The organism is Dactylosporangium sp. CS-033363 (assembly GCF_050942475.1).
In the GTDB taxonomy this organism is placed as follows: domain Bacteria; phylum Actinomycetota; class Actinomycetes; order Mycobacteriales; family Micromonosporaceae; genus Dactylosporangium.
Genome location: NZ_CP192032.1, coordinates 4510982 through 4532387 on the forward strand (window position 1 = coordinate 4510982; position 21406 = coordinate 4532387).

Below are 21406 nucleotides of genomic sequence, written 5' to 3' on the forward strand. Positions count from 1 at the left end.
TGTGCTGCAAGACTGCTTGCGTGGATCAGTACGTGGGACCAGCCCAACTCGAGTGGTGGGCCAACCCCTCCACCTGCCTGGCCACCTTCGACGTCACCGTGGCGCTCGACCCCGCCGCGGCGGAGCACGCCACGATCGGCACCGGCCGCGTCCTGCTCGACGCAGACGCAGAAGCAGAAGCGTTTGCCTGGCTCTGCGATCTCGATCCCGTGTTCCTCCTGTGCATTCCCGACGGCCCGGAAGCGACGGTCATCCTTCAACCGGCCTCCGACCAGCAGAACTTCACGATCTCGCACTACGAGGGACCGCCCGAACGAGAGATCACGGCAACATGCACACCAACGCCGTGACGCCGGCGTCGGGAATCGGGAAGATGCCGGCCACGGCGACAAGGCTGGTGGCGTTCACGCGGGATGACGGTATCGGGACCAGCGGCGCCTCTCGAGCGAGAGTCGGGTTGCCGCCACGCTGGGGGAAGGCCGGACGCAAGTCGTACCTAGAGGCTCGACAGGGCCTCGAGGACGCGGTCCAGTACCTGCTCCGGCGGTGCGCTCTCGTCCAGCTCCGCACTCAGCCAGCTCGTCGTGATCGGGTCGAGATCCCCCGAGCCGGCCGCGAAGGCGGCGAAGGCGGGGACAGCCGGCCCGGCCGGGCCGGTGGGTGCGGCCGGTCGCGGCCCGGGGGCATGGCGGCGCGGCAGGATCTGCCGGCGGCGGATCGACGCCTTCGACAGTTCGGCGAGCGACGTCGCAGTCACCGGTGCGGCGTGCTTCAAGGCGACCTCCTGTACTCGGTTCGGCCCTTCCACCAGCTCGTACGCGCGGCCACCGGCAAGCGGTTCAGCAGTGCCGGGGGCCTCAGGCAGATGTAAGGCGTACCAAAGAAGATCGAAAGGGAACCCTTTCGGGGCCGCAGATGCGGGCACCTGACGGGGTTCGAGCGCAGCGCCGAGGTGCACGGGGCCGGTCGCCGCGCATCGACGGTGGCGTGGGTCAGCTCCGGTTGGTCGAGGCGCGGACCTTGAGTTCGCACGCCACGCGGATCAGTTCGTGCTCCTGGGGCTCGCCGTTGATGGCGGCGAGCAACCGCTGACCCGCCACGCGGCCCATCTCCAGCAGGGGGAGCGCCACGGTGGTCAGGGGCGGGCGCTGGTGGACCGCGAGGGAGCGGTCGTCGAATCCGACCACCGCGACCGCGCCCGGGATGTCCAGGCCCCGGTCGTGGATCGCCGCGAGGGCGCCCGTGGCCAGGTCGTCGCTCGCGCAGAAGACCGCGTCCGGCGGGTCGGGCAGGGCCAGCATCGCCGCCGTCAGCTCGTAGCCGTCCTCGGGGGACCAGGACGCTGCATGCCGTACCAACGCTGGGTCTGGCTCTTGACCGGCCGCGCGCAGGGCCGCGGTGAAGCCGTCCAGCCGGTCCGCCGTCGCCTCCCAGGAGGCCGGGCCGTTGATGAAGGCGATCCGGCGGCGGCCCAGGTGCAGGAGGTGCCGCGCGGCCAGGGCGGCGCCGCCGCGGTCGTCGGGCAGGATGCTCGGGACCGGTTCGGCCATGCCGTACTCGTAGAGGAAGACGTACGGGGTGTCCGGCAGCGGCAGGGCGGGGCCCGAGCGGGGGCGGACGCGGTTGCCGGACATGATGATGAGGCCGTCGACCTGCCGGTCCAGCAGGCGGCGCAGGTGTTTGCGCTCCTTCTCCGGGTCGCCGTAGCTGTTGGCCAGCAGTACCGACACGTCGTAGTCGGACGCGGCCTCCTCGACGCCGCGCATGAGCGCCGTGGTGAAGATGCCCTCGAGGTCGTCGGTCAGGATCGCGATGGTGTCGGTGGTCCGCGCGCGCAGGCCGCGGGCGACGGCGTTCACCCGGTAGCCGAGCCGGCCGATGGTGTCCAGGACGCGCTGGCGGACCTCCGGGCCCACGTCGGGGCGGTCGTTGAGCACCTTCGACACGGTCGCGGTGGACACCCCGGCGACGGAGGCCACGTCGCGCATGGTGACGCGGCCCGGTGAGCTGCGTGCGGCGGTCACTTCGCTCCTTAACCGATTTCGTTGAGCTTCGGCGAACGACACTGTAGCAGAAAGCCGAGCTGAGATACTTGACATGATCCGGACTCGGCGCTGTAACGTGCCCTCCACGAAAACGATTACGTAAACGGATCACGGAAGGAGCAGCGATGACCCAGCGACGGCGGAGCGGACCTCAGGCCCGCCGGCAGCGGCTCGGACTGCTGTTGGTGGCCCCGGCCGTGCTGCTCGTGCTCGGGCTGTTCGTGCTGCCGGTGATCGTCACCGCGGTCATGTCCTTCTACGACTGGTCGCTGCTGGGCGACCGGCGCTTCATCGGCCTGGCCAACTACCGGCGGCTGACCGGCGACACGACGTTCTGGCACAGCCTCGGGTTCACCACGCTGTACACCGTCATCGTCACCGCGGCCCTGCTCGTGGTCGGCTTCGTGCTCGCCTCCGCGGTCCGGCACCGCCGGCGCGGGGTCGGGCTGCTGCGCACCGCGTTCGTGATGCCGGTGGTCATCGGCTTCGCCACCGCCAGCTACATGACGCTGTGGCTGCTCGACGACCGCATCGGCATCGTGCCCGACCTGCTGCGCCGCACCGGCCTGGCCGACGGGCCGGTCTCGGTGTTCAGCAGCTTCCCGACCGCGCTGGCCGTCGTGGTCGTGCTCGTGGTCTGGAAGACCGTCGGGCTGACCATGCTGCTGCTGATGACCGGGATGCAGGCCATCTCCAAGGAGTTCTACGAGGCGGCCGAGGTCGACGGGGCCAGGCGGTTCCGGGTGTTCCGCTCGATCACGCTGCCGCTGCTGCGCCCGACCCTGGCGCTGGTGCTGATCCTCACCGTGATCGGCAGCTACCTGGCCTTCGACCAGTTCTTCATCCTCACCCAGGGCGGCCCGGACAACAGCACCATCCCGGTCGTCTACCTCATCTACCGGGCCGGGTTCATCGACTTCAACCTCGGCTATTCGGCCGCCATGTCGATCGCGCTGATGCTCATCCTGCTCGTCCTGACCACCGTGCAGCTGCTGCTGACCCGCTCCCGGGAGGACTCGTGACCCGGCGCCCGGCCTGGCTGCCCGCCGTACCGTTCTACGCCGTCTTCGGCCTGCTCGCCCTGCTGTTCGTGGCCCCGCTCGGCTGGCTGATCGTGGCCTCGTTCAAGACCGGTGCCGAGTTCTCGCAGACCCCGCCGACGTTCCTGCCGCACGACCCGAGCCTGGAGAACTACCGCCGGCTGCTCGACGCGGGCCTGTTCCGCAACGTGCTCAACAGTCTCCTGGTTACCGCCGGCAACGTCGTCGCCGCGAGCGCGCTGTCGGTGCTGGCGGGCTACGGGTTCGCCCGGTTCAAGTTCCGCTTCCGGGGGCTGCTGTTCCTGGTCGTGCTCTCCACGCTGATGATCCCGTTCCAGTCGATCGTGCCGTCGTTGTACGTCATCCTCGACGACCTGCACCTCACGAACTCGAAGTTCGGGCTGATGCTGGTGTACACCGTGTTCGCCCTGCCCTTCGGCATCTTCACCATGCGCGCCGCCTTCGCCTCGGTCCCGGCCGCGGTCGAGGAGGCGGCGATCTGCGACGGCGCCGGCACCCTGTCGACCCTGCGGCGGGTGTTGCTGCCGATCGTCGCCCCGGGCGTGGCGACCGTTGCGCTCTACGCGTTCTTCACGGCCTGGAACGAGTTCCTCGCCGCGCTCATCTTCACGACCAGGCAGCAGCAGTACACGCTGCCGGTCATTCTGGCCAACCTGCAGACCGGCGCCGGCGGCACGCTCAACTGGGGCGTGCTGGAGACCGGAGCGGTCTTCGCGGCGGTGCCCTGCATCGCCATCTTCCTGATCCTCCAGCGCTACTACGTCGCCGGTCTCACCGGCGGCGCCGTCAAGGGATAACCCTAGGAGTTATCGATGCCCCCCTCGATGCGCCGGCTCACACCGATCCTGGCCGCCTTCCTGACCCTCTCGCTCGCCGCCTGCTCCAACACCGACAGCGCCGACAACGCCCCCGCCACCTCGAACGACCTCACCGGCTCCGGCCCGGCCACGCTGTGGGTCCGCGCCGCCGACGAGCCGATGGACAAGGCCCTCGTCGCCGCCTGGAACGAGGCCAACCCCGAGCGCAAGATCACGATGCTGACCGTGCCGGACGCGCAGTACGTGCAGAAGTACGTCCAGGCCGTCCGCTCCGGCGACGCCCCCGACCTGGTCGCCGTGGACATCGCCAACGTCAAGTCGCTCACCAGCCAGAACCTGCTGACCGACATCACGTCGCTGGTGGACGCGCTGCCGTACAAGAGCGCCCTGGCCCCGGCCGCGGTGCAGATCAGCACCGTCGGCGGCAAGATCTACGCGCTGCCGCACCAGCTCGACGTGTCGATGCTGTACTACAACAAGGACCTGTTCACCAGGGCCGGACTCGACCCGGCGAAGCCGCCGGCGTCCCTGGACGAGCTCGTCGCCGACGCCCGGAAGATCACCGCGCTGGGCGGGGACACGTACGGGTTCACCTTCGCGGGCAACTGCGCGGGCTGCAACGCGTACACGCTGCTGCCGTACATCTGGGCCAGCGGCGGCGACATCATGAACGCCGAGGGCACTCAGGCCACGCTCGACGACCCCGCCGTCAAGGCCGCCCTCGACGCCCACAAGACCATGTGGGACGAGAAGCTCATGCCCGCCGCGGCCAAGGACGACAACGGCGCCACCTGGCTCAACGGGTTCCAGTCCGGCAAGATCGGCATGATCGCCCTGGGCAGCTTCGCGATCAGCGTCTACAAGGCCCAGGCCGGCCTGAACTTCGGCGTCACGAACATCCCGGGCTCGAAGGGCACCGCGTCCTTCCTCGGCGGCGACGTCGTCGGCATCGCCCGCGGGGCCAAGAACGCCAAGACCGCCTGGGACTTCATCGCCTGGAGCATGTCCGAGGACGTGCAGAAGTCCGTGGTGGCCAAGACCGGCCAGCTCACGGTGCGCTCCGACACCGCCGACAACGAGCTGACCAAGGCCGAGCCGCGCCTGCTGCAGGCCAACCAGCTCGTGGCCACGGCGAAGGTGCCGGCCACGGCGAAGTACAACTCGCTGTTCATCGACCCGACCGGCCCGTACCTGCAGTTCATCCGCGACTGGGTGTTCACCGGCGACCCCGCGAAGGCGATCTCCGACGGCAAGTCCGGCTTCAGCAGCCGCCTCGCGTCCTGAAATTGTTGAAGGGATAGGAACATGCACGACCTGAGCTTCCGGTGGCCGCACCCCCGCATCGCCACGTCGCTCGGCCCGATCAGCGTCCGGGTCCACACCGGCGAGAACGTGTACGGCCTGGACGCCCTCCAGATCACCCGGGACGGCACCGTGACCACGGCCGTCTCCGAGGGGCTGACGTGGGCCGGCGGGCAGGAGCGCGGCCCCGGCAGCGCGGTCGTGGAGGTCGACGATGCGGACGGCGTCGTGCGGGTCACGGTCCGCGCGACGCACCGCGACGGCGTGCGCTGCGTCGCCGTGGTCCTGCACGACCAGCCGACCGGCGACGTGACCGCCCTGCGCGAGGGCGACCTGCCGGTGCCGGTCACCGGGCGGGTCGTGCAGTACCCCAACGGCTGGTTCGACCTGGCCACCCCGCTGCTGGGCCTCAAGCGCCCGGACGGCTCGGTGACGGTCGCCCGCAGCCTCGATGCGCAGGTGCGGGCCAAGCGATTCGTGGTCATCCCGCACTTCGAGTCGCCTTCGGAATGCGACTTCGAGCTGATCGTGGATGCCGACGCCACCCAGCCGAGCGCTTCGCTCGCGGTGCCGGTGTGGGAGCTTCGGCGTACCAGCGACGTCTCTTTGGTTTTGCGGGAACACACGGCGCACGTCCGTGACGCCTATCAGCTGCCGGCGTGGGCCGAGCGGGACGACGTGCCGGACTGGCTGCGGCGCACCTCGCTCGTGGTCAGCCTCAACGGCATGCACTTCACGGGCCGGGTGTTCCTCGACTACGACGGCATGCTCGCGACCCTGCAGCGGCTCGGCGAGCAGATCGACCCGCAGCGCATCCTCGCCTACCTCCCGGGTTGGGAAGGGCGTTACTACCGCTGGTACGGCCGATTCGACGTCGACGAGCGCCTGGGCGGAGCCGCGGGGTTCCGCCGGCTCATCGACGGCGCCCACGCCCTCGGCGCCCGGATCATGCCGATGTTCGGCGCCAACGTGGCCGCCCGCGACCTGCCGGGCTTCGAGACCTGGGCGGCGCCCGGGCAGCTGCTCAACCCGAGCGGCCACATGCCGATCGGCTCGGTGGACTGGGACGCCTCCCGCCACTTCGACCACAGCTGGGGCGCCCTGATCAACCCGTCATACGAGCCGTGGCGGCGGCACCTGGCCGAGCAGATCGTCCGGCTGCACCACGAGTACGGCTTCGACGCGGCGTTCCTGGACATCTCGGCGATGTACAACAACGACCCGCGCGGCAGCACCACGGCCGGCCTGCAGGCCCTGGTCGACCTGCTCCGCGCGGGCAGCCCGGACCTGCTCATCGCGGGGGAGGCCTGGTTCGACGCCATCGGCGGGCACATCCCGCTCGTGCAGGCCGGGCACCGCGACACCGTCCCGACCTTGCACGACGAGCCGGACGCGGCCCTGTTCACCGGGACCAACCGCTCCTTCGGGCACGTGTGCCTGGGCGATCCCGCGTACGGCTCGACGGGCGTCCACGAGGCCGGTTACAACGCCCACTGGCGGCTGCCGGTGCGCGAGGGCGTCCTGCCCACGCTGACCGTCGTGGACGGGACGCTGGACGACGCTCCGGACCGGGTGGCCCTGATCCTGCAGGACGCCCGCGAGTACGCGGCGAAGTACCTGGCCTGAGCGGGTATTTCGCCCGCCGTCCCCGGGCGCCTGAGCACCGCCCGGGGGCGGCCTTTCCTACCTGTTCCGGTGGATCGTCCATTGTGGCCACGCGAGATCGGGCTCGAGGTCGGCGTACCCGCGGCGGCGTTCGAGCTGCTGCGCGTCGGCGTGGGTCATCATCATGCAGGTGCCCTCGTCGGTGAGGCACTCCACCTCGTCGCGGCGCAGGGGCCGACCGGCCTTCTCCTCGGCGGCGGTGAGGATGGCCACCAGCGCGGGAATGAACACGGGCCGAAGGTCGCCCCGCGTGTCCGCCGTACCGCCCTCGGCGCCCAGACGCCAGGTGCCGAACGGGTTGTGGCAGGCGTGGCCCGGCGGGTACCCGTCATCCGGCCAGCGCTCGACGCGGCGGCGCGGCGTGTCCCGGTCGGGCTGGAAGGTGTCGCCGCTGACCAGGACCGGATCCTCCGCCAGCCGGTACACGTTGAACACGCCGAGGAGCTGGTTGGCCTCGGACGGCGACGCCTCGACCCGCGCGTCGGGCAACCCGAACGCGTGCATGCCGCACGATCGCACCACACCGCCGTCCTGCAGCACCACAACGGCGCAGCGGTACAGCATGAAGGGGTCGCCCCCCTCGAGCGCCCGAATCCAGGCGGCGACCGGCCACTCCAGCTTCGACTGCTCGAGCCGCACACCCAGCGCGCCGGCGTCACCCAGCGCGGCGATCAGCAGCGCGATGTCCTGCGCGGCCGCATCGAGGTACACCGGCAGATCGAGGACCAGCGCGCTGCCGGCCTGGCCCAACGTGCCGTCGTTCGCCACCCACTCCGCCAGGGCGGCGAAGCCGAGGTTCGGCGAGGTGAGGGACAGGCCGTCCAGCGCCAGACCCGAGCGTCCGAGCGACTCCTGCCACTGGGCCATCGTCGCCGCGGTTCCGGGCACGAGGAGCCGCACACCGTACACATGATCGTCAGGCATGCCACGGAGGGTAGAGCCACAACCGGATCTGCTGCCAGTCGTGGCCGCCCCCAGCCGTCCTGCATGGTGTCGATCTTCCCGCCGAGGTCGGCCCGCTGGTCCTCCCCGGTGCAGGCCGGGCTGCCGGCTGGCCGTACCGCCAGCCACGCCCTCGATCAGAGGCTTTCGCTGAACAGGTCGGCAACCGCCCGCCACGCCCGTGTGGCGTGGGCGGGGTGGAAGCCCACGCCGGGCACGGTGGGGACGCGGTGGCCAGTGGGAGCGGCCCAGAAGGCGTGTTCGGCGCCGCCGTAGATGCAGGCCCGCCAATCGACGCCGGCCTCCTGGAGCGCGCCGCCGAACGTGAGCAGTTGCGCGGGAGTACAGATCGGATCCTCGGAACCGGTGCAGAGCAGGAAGGTTCCACCGGCGTTCGCCCAGTCCTCGGCCCGCGGGGCCGGCAGGCCGGGGTGGATGACGGCGACCGCCTTGAAGGACACGCCCGTCCTGGCGAGCTCCAGCACGATCCGGCCGCCGCCCCCGAATCCGAGCGCGGCGAGCCGGGTGTCGTCGGCGCCGGGCTCGGCGAGGAGGATGTCGAGCGCGGCTCGGCCGATGGACGACATGCGGGCGGGGTCGGCCAGCAGCGGCATGACCCGGTCCAGCATCGCCTGCGGCTCGCCGAAGAAGGTCCGGCCGCCGTGGTAGTCCAGGGCGAAGGTCAGGTAGCCGCGCTCGGCGAGGTCGTCGGCGCGGCCGCGTTGATAGTCGTCGAGCCCGACGCCGTCGTGTCCGAGCAGCACGGCCGGCCACGGCCCGGCGCCCGGCGGCCGGGCCAGGTGACCGGTCATCGTCAGTCCGTCGATGTCGTACGTGACTTCCCGCGTTGCGATCACCGGACCGACTGTAGGCCACGCCGTGGGCCTGGTTGACCTGGTTCGCTTTGAGCCGAACCGATGCCTGCGGCCTACCGCGCGGCCCTGGAGTCCGGCAGTCCCGCGTAGCCGGGCAGTTCGACGCCGTTGATCGCCCGCTGGACCAGCGCGGTGAGGGCCTCCATGTCGGGCTCCGGACCCGGCTCGGCGCCCGGTTCCGGGGCGGTGCGGGTGGCCACGTGCATCCGGCCGATCTCCTGGTTCGCCTCGACGTACGGGCGCATCAGGGCCTCGTAGGACGCGAACCCGGCCGTCGGGTCCCAGCCGGCGGCGGCGAGCTCACCGGCCAGCAGGTAGGCGCCGACCAGGGCCAGACCGGTACCCCCGCCGGAGAACGGCGACGAGCAGAACGCCGCGTCCCCGATCAGCCCGACCCGCCCGTCCGACCAGCGGTCCATCACCACCTGCGCGACCTGGTCCAGATAGAAGTCCGGGGTGCCCTCCAGGTGCGCGAGGATGCGCGGGGTCAACCAGCCCAGCCCGGCCATCTCCGTGCGCAGCAGTTGTTGCTGCGCCGCGACGTCGCGGAAGTCGACGTCGAGGTCGGCCGCGGGGAACCCGAGCATCGCCATCGCCCGGCCGGGATCCGGCAGCGGCCGCAGCCCGGCGGAGCGCCCGGTCCCCTCCTCCTGGTAGTCGATCATCCAGCGCTCGATGCCGAACTCGTTGGGCACGCTGTAGAAGGCCAGCACGAGGCCGAGGTGCCGGATGAATTGCTCGCGCGGCCCGAAGACCATGCCCCGCAGCGCCGAATGCAGCCCGTCGGCCCCGACCACGAGGTCGAAGCGGCGCCGGTCGCCGCCCGCGAAGACGACGTCGACCCCGTCGGCGTCCTGGCCGAGCTCGGCGATCCGGTCCCCGAAGCGGTACTCCACCTCGCCGCGGGTGTCGTCGTAGAGCACCTGCGACAGGTCGCCGCGCAGGATCTCGATCTCGGAGATGTACCCGTCGCCGCCGTCGTCGTCCGCGCTGTAGGACTCCAGGACCTTGCCGTCCGCGTCGACGGTGTGCGCGCCGGCGGTGTCGGTGCGGGCCGCCCGTACCGCCGCGTCCAGGCCCATCCGCCGGATGACCTCCCGGGCCACCCCGCGCGCGTCCACGGCCTGCCCGCCGGGGCGCAACTCGGGCGCCCGCTCGACGACCGTCACCTCGGCGCCGCGCCGGCTCAGCCAGTGGGCCAGCGCCGGCCCCGCGATGCTCGCTCCCGCCACCAACACCCTGCTCGTACCGCTCACAGCGCCCCCCTTTGGCTCGTCAGCGCCTGCGGCGATTATCGCACCCGCTGATCAACACGGCTGCCCTCTTGCGAAATGGTCAAGAATCGTTGACCATTGAGCGCATGCCTGCGGATGATCTCCCCGAGACGTTCCACGTCACCACCGACGAGCAGCTCCGTGCCGTCTCCAACCTCACGCGTCACCGGATCATGGCCGTGCTCCGCTTCGAGCCGGCCACGATCACGCAGATCGCCGAGCGGGTGGGCCTGGCGAAGGGCAGCTCCAGCTACCACGTGCGGCTGCTCGAACGGGCCGGCCTGGTGAAGGTGGTCCGGACGCGCAAGGTGCGAGGGGTCATCGAGCGGTACTACGCGATGGCCGCCCGGTCGATCGAGCTGCCCGATCCGGCCGAGGGAGGACCGGACGTGGTGATGCGACACGCCGTGGCGGACCTGGAGGCGTCGGCGGCGGATGGCGAGCGGCACGTGCGGATGGCGCATCTGCGGCTCACCGAGGAGCAGTTCGCGGAGCTGGGGGCGCGGATGCACGCACTGGCCGACGAGTACCGGAAGCTGTCCGACCCGGCACTGCCGGACGCGACGCTCGTCTTCGCGCTGTTCCACCCGGCCCGGCTCGGGCAGGCCGCCGGGGGCGCCGAATGAGTGCGGACGTTCGGACGTTGCCGGCCGGGTTCGGACGGCTGTGGACCGCGCAGACGATCTCCTCCCTCGGTGACGGGGTGACGCATGCGGCACTGCCACTGCTCGCGCTGACGCTGACCCGGGACCCGATGGCGCTCGCCGTCGTCACGGCCGCCGGGACCCTGCCGTGGCTGCTGTTCGGGGTACTCGGCGGCGCGCTGGTGGACCGCTGGGACCGCCGCCACACGATGTGGGTCACCGACGCCGCGCGGGCGCTGCTGCTCGCGATTCCGGCCGGGGCGGCCGCGCTGGACATGCTGAGCATTCCGCTGCTCGCGGTCGTCGCCTTCCTGCTCGGCCTCGGCAGCCTGTTCTTCGATACAGCCGCCACGTCCTACCTGCCGGACCTGCTGGGCCGCGACCCCGTGCTCCTGGAGCGGGCCAACTCCCGCCTCCGCGGAGCCCAGACCGCCATGTCCGGCTTCGCAGGACCGCCCGCGGGCAGCGCCCTGCTCGCGCTCGGGCGGGCGGTCCCACTGCTCGCCGACGCGGTGTCGTTCGCGCTCTGCGCACTGCTCGTACGGTCGCTTCCCGCCGTGCCCCGGCCCGCGACACCGGCCCGCGAGTCGCTGCTGCGGCAGGCGCGGGCCGGCGCCTCGTACGTCTTCCGGGACCGGCTGCTGCTCGGCCTCGCGCTGCGCCCGGCGGTCGGGAACATCGCCTTCGTCGCCGTCGAGACCGTCCTCGCCCTCTTCGCCCACGACCGCCTCGGCATCAACACCTACGGCTTCGGCCTGCTCCTGACGGCCGAGGCGACCGGCGGCCTGCTGGGCGCGGGCATCGCCTCACCCCTCGGCCGGCGACTCGGCACCGGCACCGCATTGACCGCCACGGCCGCGGTCGAGGGCCTCGCCATCCTGGGCCTCGCCACCGCCCCGAACGCGTACGTCGCCGGCCTCGCGCTCGCCGTCTGCGGAGCGGCGATGGGTGCCACGATGGTGCTCGCACCCTCCCTGCGGCAGGCGATCGTCCCCGCCCACCTGATGGGCCGGGTCGCATCCACCTCGCGCATGCTCGCCATGTGCGCCGCGCCGCTGGGCGCCTTCCTCGGCGGCTGGCTGGCCGCCACGTTCGACGTGCGCACCCCGCTCTTCGCCGCGGGCGGCCTCCTGCTCGCCATGACCGCGGTCACGGTGACCATGACCAGCAACCGCCGGGTCGAAGCCGCACTGCGCGCCGCAACCCCGGCCGCCGATCCAGACCGGCGGGAAAGCGCGCCGGCATTGACATAGGGGCAGCGGTGGCCGCCCCAGCCGTCCTGGTTCACGAGGCAGCAGCCGTGCCACCAGCGACCCAGTGGCCGCGCGATCCGGCTCGACCGGCTCGACCGCGTCCCGCAGCGAAACCGGACGCCGGCGCGCCAACCGGCGGTCGATCATGAATCTGGCCATTTCCCGGCTCTCGTTGCGGATACCGGCAAAGGCGCTGTCGTCGTCGACCACACCGGCGATCATCGCATTCGTGGGCGGAGCGTTTGCCGATGCCGCGAACGCGGGCGTGGGTGTGGTTGACGACGCGTTGCCGGCGGGGTCGGCGAACTGCTCGAGGAGCCGTCACGGCGCAAACGGATCCCAGTGCGTGGCGTAGCGAAGCAGGGACAGCGCGAGGTCGGGGTGGGCGGCCGCCCACTGCGTGTCGAACAGGAACAGCTGCTCGTAGCCGAAGAAGTCGTCGATGTAGCGGGCGCCTTGCGCGAGACGCTCGCCCACCGCGACGCGGGCCTCCGGTGGTGGCTCCGGCAGTTTCCGTTGCAGAATCTGCTCGTGGCTGGGCGCGGTCCACCTTCCGACGACCGACAGGTCATAGGATTCGAGGGCAACGTAGCGGTCCATGGCAGGACCGATGCCGTCGTCGTCCGGTCCGACGAGAGCGCGCAACAGGTCGGCGTCGAAGTGTTCCCGGGCCACCGGGTCGCCGATACCGCGCAGGTGGTCGGCGAGCCCGGGCAGGGCGACACCGGGGAAGACGGTCACTCCCCGCCGGTCCAGGTTCGTACTGTTGGATCGGATCGTCGGACTCGACCCAGAGGTGCTCCTCCAGGACCTCGCGCAGCTCGTCCAGGGTCTGTGGGCAGGGCAGATCGTGCTCCTCGATCGCCTCGAATATTGAGTCGAAACCGTAGGGGCCGCCACCGATCTCGGCGACGAGCAGCGCTTCCGGATCCTCGTGGCGCCAAGCGCGCTGAAACCAGCCGAGCACCGTCGTCTCCGGCACGTGGAACACCAGCTTGCTGAACGGAGAATCCACGCGCGACCGCTCCACGAACCACACGCCAGGATCCTAGGTGTACGGGCACGACTGAGGCCGAGGCCATCATGGCGCTCGCCCGGATCTGGGCCAATTCGGCTACGTCGACCCGAGCGGCCAGTTCTACATCCGAGCCGAACTGCTCCGCCTGATCGGGTTCCTCGGTCTCGAACGAACCGATGCCCCGGGCGAGGAATGGGTGCGCGCCCCACGCCTCGCCGCCGAATGCGCACGGTGGTCGTAACCACCGCGACGAAGCACGCGACCGCGTGAGGGATCCTGGCATGAACCTCTACGAACTCATGACGAGGGTGGCCTGCGATGAGCGAGCTCTACATCCGGGTGATCCCGATGGATCCGCAGTGGCAGCCGACGGAAGAGGCAGCCGCCCGAGCAGCGGACTACGTCGCTGCGCTGTTCGCCGGGCCGGGCGATCACGTCGAGTCGGTCAAGCCGGTGTTCTACGAGCGCACCACGCTGATCGACAGCGGGGAGTACCTGGAGGACGTCGTCTGCCCGCGGTGCGCCGCCTCGATCGGGGTGGACTGGTTCTGGGATCTGCTGATCGCGAGGAACGGTGGGCGAAGGATCGGTGAGCCGACCATCGACGAGCTGGGCGTCTCGGTGCCGTGCTGCGGAGCCGCGCTCACATTGCCTGAGTTGCGCTTCGACGGGCCGGTTGGATTCGCACGGTTCGAGGTGAGTGCAATGAACTGGACTCGGCATGCCTGGGATCTCAGCGACGAGGAGCTTGCCGCCGTCGGCAACATCCTGGGACATCAGGTGACGCAGGTTCCCGCCCATTACTGAGCCCGCCCGGGCGCAGGATGCAGCAAGCTCGCCATCGGTCACACGGCCGTGCGCAGTTGAGCCGACGGCGTGCGTTCAGAACTGATTCAGCTCGATCGCGAGGTGTTCAGGAGCCACAACGCCGGTCAGCGCCCAGGCCCAGCCGGGAAGAGCGAGCGCCTCCGCAAAGAAGACGTCGAGGGGCATGCCGAAGGACCAGAGGACTCAGTACGGTTCGGTCGTTCACCGCGCCGCCAGCCGCTCGCACTCCGCGAGCAGCTGCGCACGGCTCCGCGCTCCGCCGTACATCGACGCCTCGAGGATCTCGCTGAACCGCAGGCTGTCATGCTCGCGCGGGGAGAGGTCCCATTCGGCGCCGGGCGTCTCGCCGTGCTCGACGATTGAGATCCGGGTGGCCGCGCGGACATCGGCCAGGAAAGCGAGCCGGCGGTACGCTGCGAAAGCCTCGTCGTCCGGGTCGATCAGCGGCGGGATCTCCCGGCCGGGCGGGAAGCCGAGCGCGGCGATCAACGCGAGCACGCGATCCTCCATGAAGGGACTCTCGTCCCAGTCGCCGCCGACGACGGCGGCAAGTGTCGCCGGGTCCGGTGACCGCCCGGCCTCGTCTGCCCAGGCCTCGAACGCCTCGACGGCGAGGCGGGGAACGAGCGGTCCTGGCTGGCCCTCCCGATGCCGGTAGGAGCATGCATCGTGGCGATTGGGCAGGTGGATGGAGATGGCCGCGCCCTTCGGGGTACGTGCTTCGACGTGGGCGCACGAGCTCTCGGCGACGTACGCGGCCAACGCCGGGGCGTCGGTCGCGGCCGCGAGCTGCTGAACGCCGGCGGTGAACCGCGGCCGCTCACGGTAGAACGGGTACACGTCGACGCGCTGCCAGCCCTCATCCAGGTCATGCAGCACACGGAACTGCGACCCGAATGCCTGCCGCACCCCCGGGTACGCCGGGAGACGCTCTTCGCCTGGCCTGCCGATCAGGATCGTGCCGTACCAGCCCATGACGCGGCACTCTAGCCGGGCTTGTCCCGCTGCGCCGGAGCTCGATCGGTATCCGTGTGAGGGGCGCGGACAGCAGCATCGGCGCCGCCGCGAGCGTCGGCTGAATCGGTCTGCTGCAAGCGGAAGCAGTGGGTCGTTCGGCCAGTGGCGGGCCGGCCAATGATCATGATAATTTCCCCGCCGTGCGAGCGATGGTGGGAGTACTGGCGGTCGGCATGATCGCGTTGGCGGGTTGCAGCGACGAGCCGGCGGCCCCGTCCGCGGCGGCTTCGGCCCCGGCCTCAGTTCCGGCGACGACGGCGGCCGCGTCCCCGACGGTGGCGGCGACGCCGGTGGCCACGCCGGCCGCGACGAACGTGATCGCCTACACCGTGGTGCAGCCGAAGACGTTGCTCGGGCGGGCGCCCGCCACCGAGGCCGGCATCAAGGAGCAGGGTGCCAAGGTCGGCAATGCCTGGGACGCCGGGCCGAGCGCGACCAAGGTCTCCGGCGCCTACGGTACGACCGGCAAGAAGAACGTGATTCTCTTCGCCGCGGCGACGTCCGACGTCACCGACCCCGCCGCGTTCGTGGAGCAGGTGGCGACGCAGGGCTTCAGCCGGTACACCTTCCGGCCCGTCGACACGGGAGCGAAGCGCGGCGCGGCGCGGTGCGCGGACGCGTCCAGCGCGGCGACGCCGACCACGCTGTGCCTGTGGTCCGACCAGTATGACTCCGGCATCATCTACTTCTTCTTCAGCGCCGCGGCGGACGCGGAGAAGCTGCTGCCCCAGGCCTGGGGCGAGATCGAGGTCGACAAGAACAAGTAGCCGGATATTTCAATGCTGCACACCGTCGAGTGGACCGACGGGGCGGACGATGATGCGGTCCACCGGGAGGCGGGCGAGATCGTTGTGCACCAGCCCAGCGGCGGTTCCCGGATGAGAGCCTGGCGTTGCGACGGGAGCGAGATCTACATCGGTCCGGACTCTGGGCCCGAGGCGAACTGAGCACCGGAGTGGCGCGCTGCAGCGCCGGCGCGGGGCCGGCCCGCCTTCTCGGACGCCTGCGCGCAGATGGCCACGGCTATCCCCGGCGGTCCATCGTGGATTCCCCATCTGCGCGGACGCCGATCCGCGATCATGAACGACCTCACACCCCGGTGTCAGTGCCATCGGTGTCGCGCCCGACCTGGTGACTTAGGCCGACCCTCGCCCGCCATGGCGGCGTCCAGGTCACGTCAGGGAGCTCGCCCGGGACGCCGAGGCCGGCCCGTGCCGCCTGGTAGAACTGATGCCGAGACTGCTCGAATTCGCGCCATGCCAAGCGGAACTCGTCGCGATCATTGAGTTCGCCGCGCGCAAAGTGCTCCAGTTCCCAGAGGCACTGATGCCACGTCCTCGCGGCCAGGATCGTCTGGGGGTCGCCCAGGAGCAGGACCGATTCCCAGCGGGCGGTGCGCTCTGCGATGGCCGCGTTGAGTTCTGGCAGGAACTCCTCCGCTGGCAGCGGTGGCGTCAGATGTTGGAATCCGCGGGCCGCCGCCAGGCCGGTTGCCAGGTAGGCCACGCGTTTCACCGCGTAGCCACACCACCGACGATTACGCCGACCAGCGTCGAGAAGAGTTGAAGGACGACCGTCACCGTGCCCACCACCTTGGCTTCGTCGGCGCCTTGGCGCTCCCACGCTGGATGGTGGGAGCAGCGCCAGGGTAGGTGCCGTGTCAATCGGGAGAGGTTCTGCAACCTGGCTCGAGGACCGGTTTAGCGCCGGGTGCCGGCGCTGCATCGGCGATGACGATCGGATCGGTCTCGGGTCAGGCCGGCAGCCGCTGCGGCCAGCGTTCTTGGCGGTGTCACGGTCGTAGGTGAGCGTGAAGGACGGCGCCGAGGGCCATGATGCCGGGCGGCATGGCCCGGTCCCGCAGTTCGGCGGCAGTCCGGGACGGCGCTGCCGCTGAGGGCGAGGGCGACGCGGAGGTCGTGCGCGATGGCTGCTCCTCGCCGCGAGTCGGACCCGGTGCGGTCTTGAGGGGGCGTGGGTGGAGCGAAGCTCCCCCGCCTCTTTTGGGAGAAACAGTCTCGTCCGGGTAGCTCCCCTCGATGGGTACGTCCACGTTGCCGGAGAGGCAGGAAGCTCCGCCGTTCCATGCACTCTCCGTGGCCGAGGCGCTAGCCGCCGAGCACGTCGAGGCGCAGCAAGGGCTGGCCGCGGATGAGGTCGACAGGCGGAGGGCGCAGTACGGGCCCAACCGGTTCGCCGAGGCGCGCCGGGAGCCGCGGTTCAAGGCCTTTCTGCGCCAGTACGCCGACCTCATGCAGATCGTGCTGCTTGTCGCCGGCATCGGGAGCATCTATCCGCTCAAGCAGTACGGTACCGGGCTCCTCCTCATCGCGCTCACCCTGCTCAACGCCGTCCTCGGGCTGCGGCAGGAGGGCAAGGCGGCGGCCGCCGTCAGTGCGCTGCAGCAGGCGATGATCACCAAGGCGCGGGTCAGAAGAAACGAGACGACGGCTGAAGTTGCGGCCGAGGAACTGGTGCCCGGGGACGTGGTGCTCGTCGAGGCCGGGGACCGGGTGCCCGCCGACGGGCGGCTGGTGCGCAGCGCGCGGCTCGAGGTCGACGAGTCGGCGCTGACCGGGGAGAGTGTGCCGGCCGGGAAGGATGCCGGGGCCGTCGCGGCCGACAACGCCGCGCTCGGGGACCGGACCGACATGGCGTACATGCACACGAACGTCACCCGGGGGAGCGGGGAGCTGCTGGTCACCGCGACCGGCATGGACACCGAGGTCGGGCGGATCTCGGGGATGCTCGCCACCGGCAAGGAGGCGCCCACTCCGCTCACCCGGCAGCTGAGCCGGCTCACCAACCAGATCCTGCTCGTCGCCGGCATCGCGCTGCTGCTGTCGGTCGTGCTGAGCCTGGCCCGGGGCAACACGTTCCAGGTCGTGTTCACGGCCGCGATCGCGTTTGCCATCTCGGCCATTCCGACCGGGTTGCCGGCCGTCGTCACCACCATTCTGTCGCTCGGCACGCAGCTGCTCGCCCGGTCCAACGCGATCGTGAAGCGGCTGCGGTCGACCGAGACGCTCGGGTCCACGTCGGCCATCAACTCCGACAAGACCGGGACGCTGACACTCAATCAGATGACCGTGGCCGAGCTGGCGATTCCGGGGCGGCGGTACACGGTGACCGGCTCGGGCTACTCGTCCGAGGGTGACATCAAGCGGGTGGCGGGCGATCCCGACGTACCACTGGAGCCTTTTCTTCTGCCCATGGCCCTTGCCGGCGATGCGGTGGTGACCGATGGGCGGCTCGTCGGTGACCCGACCGAGGGTGCGCTCGTGGTGCTGGCCGAGAAGGGGCACCTCGACGTGGCGGCGACCCGGCAGCGGTATCCGCGCGTGGCCGAGATTCCGTTCGACGCCGCGTACAAGCTGATGGCGACCTATCACCGGATGACCGACGAGTCCGGCCGTGACGTGGTGCGCTGCTTCGTCAAGGGGGCGCCCGATCAGCTCCTCGCGCGGGGTGAGCTCGACGACGACAAGCGCGCGCGGTACCTGGCCGAGAACGAGCGGATGGCCGGGCAGGGGCTGCGGGTCATGGCGACCGCGCGGCGGGACTACGACCCCGCCACCTTCGATCCGAAGGGCGATCTGCTGGCGGAGCTGGACGGGCTGACGCTGCTCGCCCTCGCCGGCATCGTCGATCCGCCGCGGCCGCAGGCCAAGGACGCGATCGCCACCGCGCACAAGGCCGGGATCCAGGTGCGCATGATCACCGGCGATCACGCGGTCACCGCGGGGGCCATCGCCAAGCAGCTCGGCATCACCGGGCGGGCGATCACCGGGGCCGAGTTCGCGGCCATGGACGACGAGCAGGCGCTGCGCGAGGTCGACGACATCGGGGTGATCGCCCGGGTCACGCCCGAGCACAAGGTGCGGCTGGTCGAGATCCTCCGCCGGCGCGGCCACATCGTGGCCATGACCGGGGACGGGGTCAACGACGCGCCGGCGCTGAAGCGGGCCGACATCGGCATCGCGATGGGCATCACGGGCACCGATGTGTCCAAGGAAGCCGCGGCGATGATCCTCACCGACGACGACTTCGCGACCATCGTCAAGGCCGTGGCCATCGGGCGGGCGCTGTACGCGAACCTGAAGCGGTACGTCTACTTCCAGATGGGCGTGCTCATCGGCTTCATCGTCACGTTCCTCGGCGCGGGAATCTTCGGCGTGGCGGCGGGAGTGCCGCTGCTGCCGCTGCAGTCGCTGTGGGTCAACTTCTCCGTGCACCTGTCGCAGTCGATCGGGCTCGGCTACGGCCGCCCCGAGCCGGACCTCATGGACCGGCCGCCGCGCGCCGCCGACGAGCCGCTGCTGGCCGGGCGGACCCTCGCCTGGCTGGGCGTGCTCGGCGTGGTCATCGGCGCGATCACGCTCGCGGTGATCGCCTGGTCGGACGCCCGCCACGACCTCGACACCGCCCGCACCATGGGCCTCACGACATTTTCCCTGCTCAGCTTGTACCTCTCAGCCACCGTCCGCAGCGCCACCCGCTCGGTGTTCAGCCTCGACACGTTCGACGATCGCCGGTTCGTCATCACCAGCGGCATCTCGCTGCTCGCGATCATCCTGGCCACCGAGCTCGGCATCCTGCAGCGGCTCCTGCACACCGTCCAACTCGACCTGGGCCAGTGGGCCATCTGTGCCGTGGCGGCGGCCCCGGTCCTGCTCGTCACCGAACTGCAGAAGGCGCACCGGCGCCGGAAGGGAGCGCGCGATGGCCGAGCCACAGCCTGACCGCATCGCGGAGCTGATCGCCCCGCTGCGTATCGAACCGGGGGAGCGCGTGCGGCTGCGGCGCGACCACGATCCGGGGTACACCGCCGGGCTGGACCGCCACCGCGACGGCGAGGACCTGCTGCAGCGCGGGGTGGCGCTGCTCGCCGACCACCAGGCGCGGCTGGCCGCGCAGAGCACCCGCGGGGTCCTCGTGGTGCTGCAGGCCCTCGACGCGGCCGGCAAGGACGGCACCATCCGGCACGTGATGAGCGGGGTCAACCCGCAGGGCGTGCGGGTGCACAGCTTCAAGGTGCCCAGCGCCGAGGAGCGGGCGCACGACTTCCTGTGGCGGTACGGCAGCCACCTCCCCGCCCGCGGCGAGATCGCCATCTTCAACCGCTCGCACTACGAGGAGGTGCTCGTCGTCCGGGTGCACCCGCACCTGCTCGACGACGAGCACGTGCCGGCCGTACCGCGCGGGAAGGAGCTGTGGCAGCGCCGGTTCAAGGCCATCAACGAGTGGGAGCGGCACCTGACCGAGGACGGCTTCCACATCGTGAAGCTGTTCCTCAACGTCAGCAAGGACGAGCAGCGCAAGCGGCTGCTGTCGCGGATCGACGAGCCGGCCAAGAACTGGAAGTTCTCCGCCTCCGACCTCGCCGAGCGCCAGCACTGGGCCGACTACCAGCGCGCGTACGCCGACATGCTCGCCCACACCAGCACCGAGCACGCGCCCTGGTACGTCATCCCGGCCGACCACAAGTGGTTCGCCCGCATCGCCGCGGCGGCCGTCATCGCCGACACGCTCATCGGCATCGACCCGCAGTACCCGACCCTGGACCGCAAGGGCCGCCGGGAGCTGCGGCAGTTCCGCGGCGCGCTGGAGAAGGGCTGAGCATGCGCGGCCTGCAGCGGCTCGGGCGGGCCGGCTGGTCGGTGGCGGGCGTCATCGGCGGGGCGGCCCTCGCCGCGTTCGCCGCCGGCGTGCTGGTCCCGCTGCTCATGCCGCTGCTGCTCATGGTGGTCATCGCGGTCACCGTCCAGCCGCTCGTGGCCCGGCTGCGCCGCCTCGGCCTCAAGGCCGGCCCGGCGTCGCTGCTGGGTGCCCTCATGGTGCCGCTCGGCCTGGCCGCCGTCGCCGCGCTGCTGCTGTGGGTGGTCATGCTGCAGGCGGCCGACTGGCGGCCCGCCCTCGTCGCGGCCGGCAAGAAGCTGCGCGCGACGCTGGGCGCCGACCCGGTGCAGACGGTGCTGCACTCGGAGGTGTGGCGCACCGCGCTGCTCGGGGCCGGGTCCGCGGTCTCGCACGGCGTGATCGTCGCCGGCGAGGTCGCGATCGGGCTGCTGATCGGCGCGTACCTGCTGTACTACCTCCTGCGCGACGGCCCCCGCGTGGTCGCCGCGGTGGAGCCGCACGTGCCGGGCTGGATGGACTTCCCGCGGGCGGCGGTGCAGCTGCGGCGGTACATGGTCGGCACCGCGGTCGTCGCGGCCATGGACGCCGCCGTCATCACGTTCGGCGCGGCCGTGCTCGGGGTGCCGTTCCTGCTCACGATCGCCGTCGTCACCTTCGTGTCGGCGTTCGTGCCGTACCTCGGCGCCTGGGTCTCGGCCATCTTCGCGATCCTGCTGGCGCTGGGCTCGGGCGGGGTCGACACGGCCGTGTGGATGGTGGTGATCGTGCTGATCACCCAGAACGTGCTCGAGGGCATCCTGCGCCCGCTCGTCTTCGGCCGCGCGCTCAACCTGCACCCGGTCGTGGTCCTCGCCGCGACCGTGGTCGGCGCGGCCGTCGGCGGGCTGTGCGGCGTGTTCCTCGCCCCGCCGCTGGCCGCCATCGCCCGATCGTGGTGGGTCGCCCGGCGCGCGCACGGCACGGGCACCACGGTGACGGCGACCCCGAACGGGTGATGGCGCGGTCACCCCGCGGGGTCACGTTC

At 70.9% G+C, this 21406-nt stretch carries 20 protein-coding genes; 12 read left to right on the forward strand and 8 right to left on the reverse strand.

Features of this window, described 5'->3' with window-relative positions:
* Positions 1-20 precede the first annotated feature (20 nt).
* Positions 21-350 (forward strand): hypothetical protein, encoded by a 330-nt coding sequence (locus ACQPZ4_RS20790; protein WP_433063592.1) that lies wholly within the window; start codon positions 21-23, stop codon positions 348-350.
* Between the two features lie 146 nt (positions 351-496).
* Here the strand turns inward: ACQPZ4_RS20790 and ACQPZ4_RS20795 are convergent, their stop codons facing one another.
* Both ACQPZ4_RS20795 and ACQPZ4_RS20800 read right to left on the reverse strand, forming a co-directional pair.
* The gene (locus tag ACQPZ4_RS20795) at positions 497-757 is read right to left on the reverse strand and encodes a hypothetical protein (protein WP_433063595.1); all 261 of its coding nucleotides are present in this window, start codon (positions 755-757) and stop codon (positions 497-499) included.
* Positions 758-992: 235 nt separating this feature from the next.
* Positions 993-2024: a LacI family DNA-binding transcriptional regulator gene (locus ACQPZ4_RS20800; RefSeq protein WP_433063598.1), complete on the reverse strand. Its 1032-nt coding sequence runs from the start codon at positions 2022-2024 to the stop codon at positions 993-995.
* A gap of 146 nt (positions 2025-2170) precedes the next feature.
* Here ACQPZ4_RS20800 and ACQPZ4_RS20805 point away from each other — a divergent pair, with 146 nt between their 5' ends.
* From ACQPZ4_RS20805 to ACQPZ4_RS20820, 4 genes are read left to right on the forward strand one after another with little or no spacing between them, the layout of a single operon-like run.
* Positions 2171-3067, forward strand: coding sequence for a carbohydrate ABC transporter permease (locus tag ACQPZ4_RS20805; protein ID WP_433063601.1), 897 nt, complete (start codon positions 2171-2173; stop codon positions 3065-3067).
* Positions 3064-3903: a carbohydrate ABC transporter permease gene (locus ACQPZ4_RS20810; protein WP_433063604.1), complete on the forward strand. Its 840-nt coding sequence runs from the start codon at positions 3064-3066 to the stop codon at positions 3901-3903. Before ACQPZ4_RS20805 ends, ACQPZ4_RS20810 begins: the two co-directional genes overlap by 4 nt.
* A gap of 15 nt (positions 3904-3918) precedes the next feature.
* Positions 3919-5208 carry an ABC transporter substrate-binding protein gene (locus tag ACQPZ4_RS20815; protein ID WP_433063607.1) on the forward strand — a complete coding sequence of 430 codons (1290 nt, stop codon included), beginning with the start codon at positions 3919-3921 and terminating at the stop codon, positions 5206-5208.
* A 21-nt stretch (positions 5209-5229) separates the two neighbouring features.
* Positions 5230-6852, forward strand: a complete 1623-nt coding sequence (locus tag ACQPZ4_RS20820) for a hypothetical protein (protein ID WP_433063609.1) — start codon at positions 5230-5232, stop codon at positions 6850-6852.
* Positions 6853-6909: 57 nt separating this feature from the next.
* Here ACQPZ4_RS20820 and ACQPZ4_RS20825 read toward each other — a convergent pair whose 3' ends face one another.
* From ACQPZ4_RS20825 to ACQPZ4_RS20835, 3 genes are all read right to left on the reverse strand, one after another.
* The gene (locus ACQPZ4_RS20825; RefSeq protein ID WP_433063612.1) at positions 6910-7815 is read right to left on the reverse strand and encodes a hypothetical protein; all 906 of its coding nucleotides are present in this window, start codon (positions 7813-7815) and stop codon (positions 6910-6912) included.
* Between the two features lie 155 nt (positions 7816-7970).
* Entirely contained in the window at positions 7971-8645 is a 675-nt protein-coding gene (locus ACQPZ4_RS20830) for a dienelactone hydrolase family protein (RefSeq protein ID WP_433066588.1), read from the reverse strand.
* A gap of 116 nt (positions 8646-8761) precedes the next feature.
* On the reverse strand, positions 8762-9940 hold the full coding sequence (locus ACQPZ4_RS20835) for an FAD-dependent monooxygenase (RefSeq protein WP_433063615.1): 1179 nt from the start codon (positions 9938-9940) through the stop codon (positions 8762-8764).
* Between the two features lie 128 nt (positions 9941-10068).
* Here ACQPZ4_RS20835 and ACQPZ4_RS20840 point away from each other — a divergent pair, with 128 nt between their 5' ends.
* The gene (locus ACQPZ4_RS20840) at positions 10069-10608 is read left to right on the forward strand and encodes an ArsR/SmtB family transcription factor (protein WP_433063617.1); all 540 of its coding nucleotides are present in this window, start codon (positions 10069-10071) and stop codon (positions 10606-10608) included.
* Positions 10605-11879, forward strand: coding sequence for an MFS transporter (locus tag ACQPZ4_RS20845; protein WP_433063620.1), 1275 nt, complete (start codon positions 10605-10607; stop codon positions 11877-11879). Before ACQPZ4_RS20840 ends, ACQPZ4_RS20845 begins: the two co-directional genes overlap by 4 nt.
* A 321-nt stretch (positions 11880-12200) precedes the next feature.
* On the opposite strand, the gene ACQPZ4_RS20850 is transcribed toward ACQPZ4_RS20845, so the two are convergent.
* Positions 12201-12620 carry a hypothetical protein gene (locus tag ACQPZ4_RS20850; protein ID WP_433063623.1) on the reverse strand — a complete coding sequence of 140 codons (420 nt, stop codon included), beginning with the start codon at positions 12618-12620 and terminating at the stop codon, positions 12201-12203.
* 595 nt (positions 12621-13215) lie between these two features.
* Between ACQPZ4_RS20850 and ACQPZ4_RS20855 the strand changes: the two genes are divergently transcribed.
* Complete coding sequence (locus tag ACQPZ4_RS20855; protein ID WP_433063626.1) at positions 13216-13704, forward strand: hypothetical protein; 489 nt, start codon at positions 13216-13218, stop codon at positions 13702-13704.
* 222 nt (positions 13705-13926) lie between these two features.
* Here the strand turns inward: ACQPZ4_RS20855 and ACQPZ4_RS20860 are convergent, their stop codons facing one another.
* A complete protein-coding gene (locus tag ACQPZ4_RS20860) occupies positions 13927-14700 on the reverse strand; it encodes a hypothetical protein (RefSeq protein WP_433063629.1) in 774 nt (257 codons plus the stop codon).
* 182 nt (positions 14701-14882) lie between these two features.
* Here ACQPZ4_RS20860 and ACQPZ4_RS20865 point away from each other — a divergent pair, with 182 nt between their 5' ends.
* Complete coding sequence (locus ACQPZ4_RS20865; RefSeq protein ID WP_433063632.1) at positions 14883-15509, forward strand: hypothetical protein; 627 nt, start codon at positions 14883-14885, stop codon at positions 15507-15509.
* 322 nt (positions 15510-15831) lie between these two features.
* On the opposite strand, the gene ACQPZ4_RS20870 is transcribed toward ACQPZ4_RS20865, so the two are convergent.
* On the reverse strand, positions 15832-16248 hold the full coding sequence (locus tag ACQPZ4_RS20870; protein WP_433063634.1) for a hypothetical protein: 417 nt from the start codon (positions 16246-16248) through the stop codon (positions 15832-15834).
* A gap of 533 nt (positions 16249-16781) precedes the next feature.
* On the opposite strand from ACQPZ4_RS20870, the gene ACQPZ4_RS20875 reads away from it, so the two are divergent.
* Genes ACQPZ4_RS20875 through ACQPZ4_RS20885 form a run of 3 tightly spaced genes read left to right on the forward strand, consistent with a single transcriptional unit; the run spans position 16782 to position 21377 of the window.
* On the forward strand, positions 16782-19484 hold the full coding sequence (locus ACQPZ4_RS20875; protein ID WP_433063637.1) for a cation-translocating P-type ATPase: 2703 nt from the start codon (positions 16782-16784) through the stop codon (positions 19482-19484).
* Positions 19465-20361: a PPK2 family polyphosphate kinase gene (locus tag ACQPZ4_RS20880; protein ID WP_433063640.1), complete on the forward strand. Its 897-nt coding sequence runs from the start codon at positions 19465-19467 to the stop codon at positions 20359-20361. Before ACQPZ4_RS20875 ends, ACQPZ4_RS20880 begins: the two co-directional genes overlap by 20 nt.
* 2 nt (positions 20362-20363) lie before the next feature.
* Positions 20364-21377: an AI-2E family transporter gene (locus ACQPZ4_RS20885; RefSeq protein ID WP_433063644.1), complete on the forward strand. Its 1014-nt coding sequence runs from the start codon at positions 20364-20366 to the stop codon at positions 21375-21377.
* Positions 21378-21406: the final 29 nt, after the last annotated feature.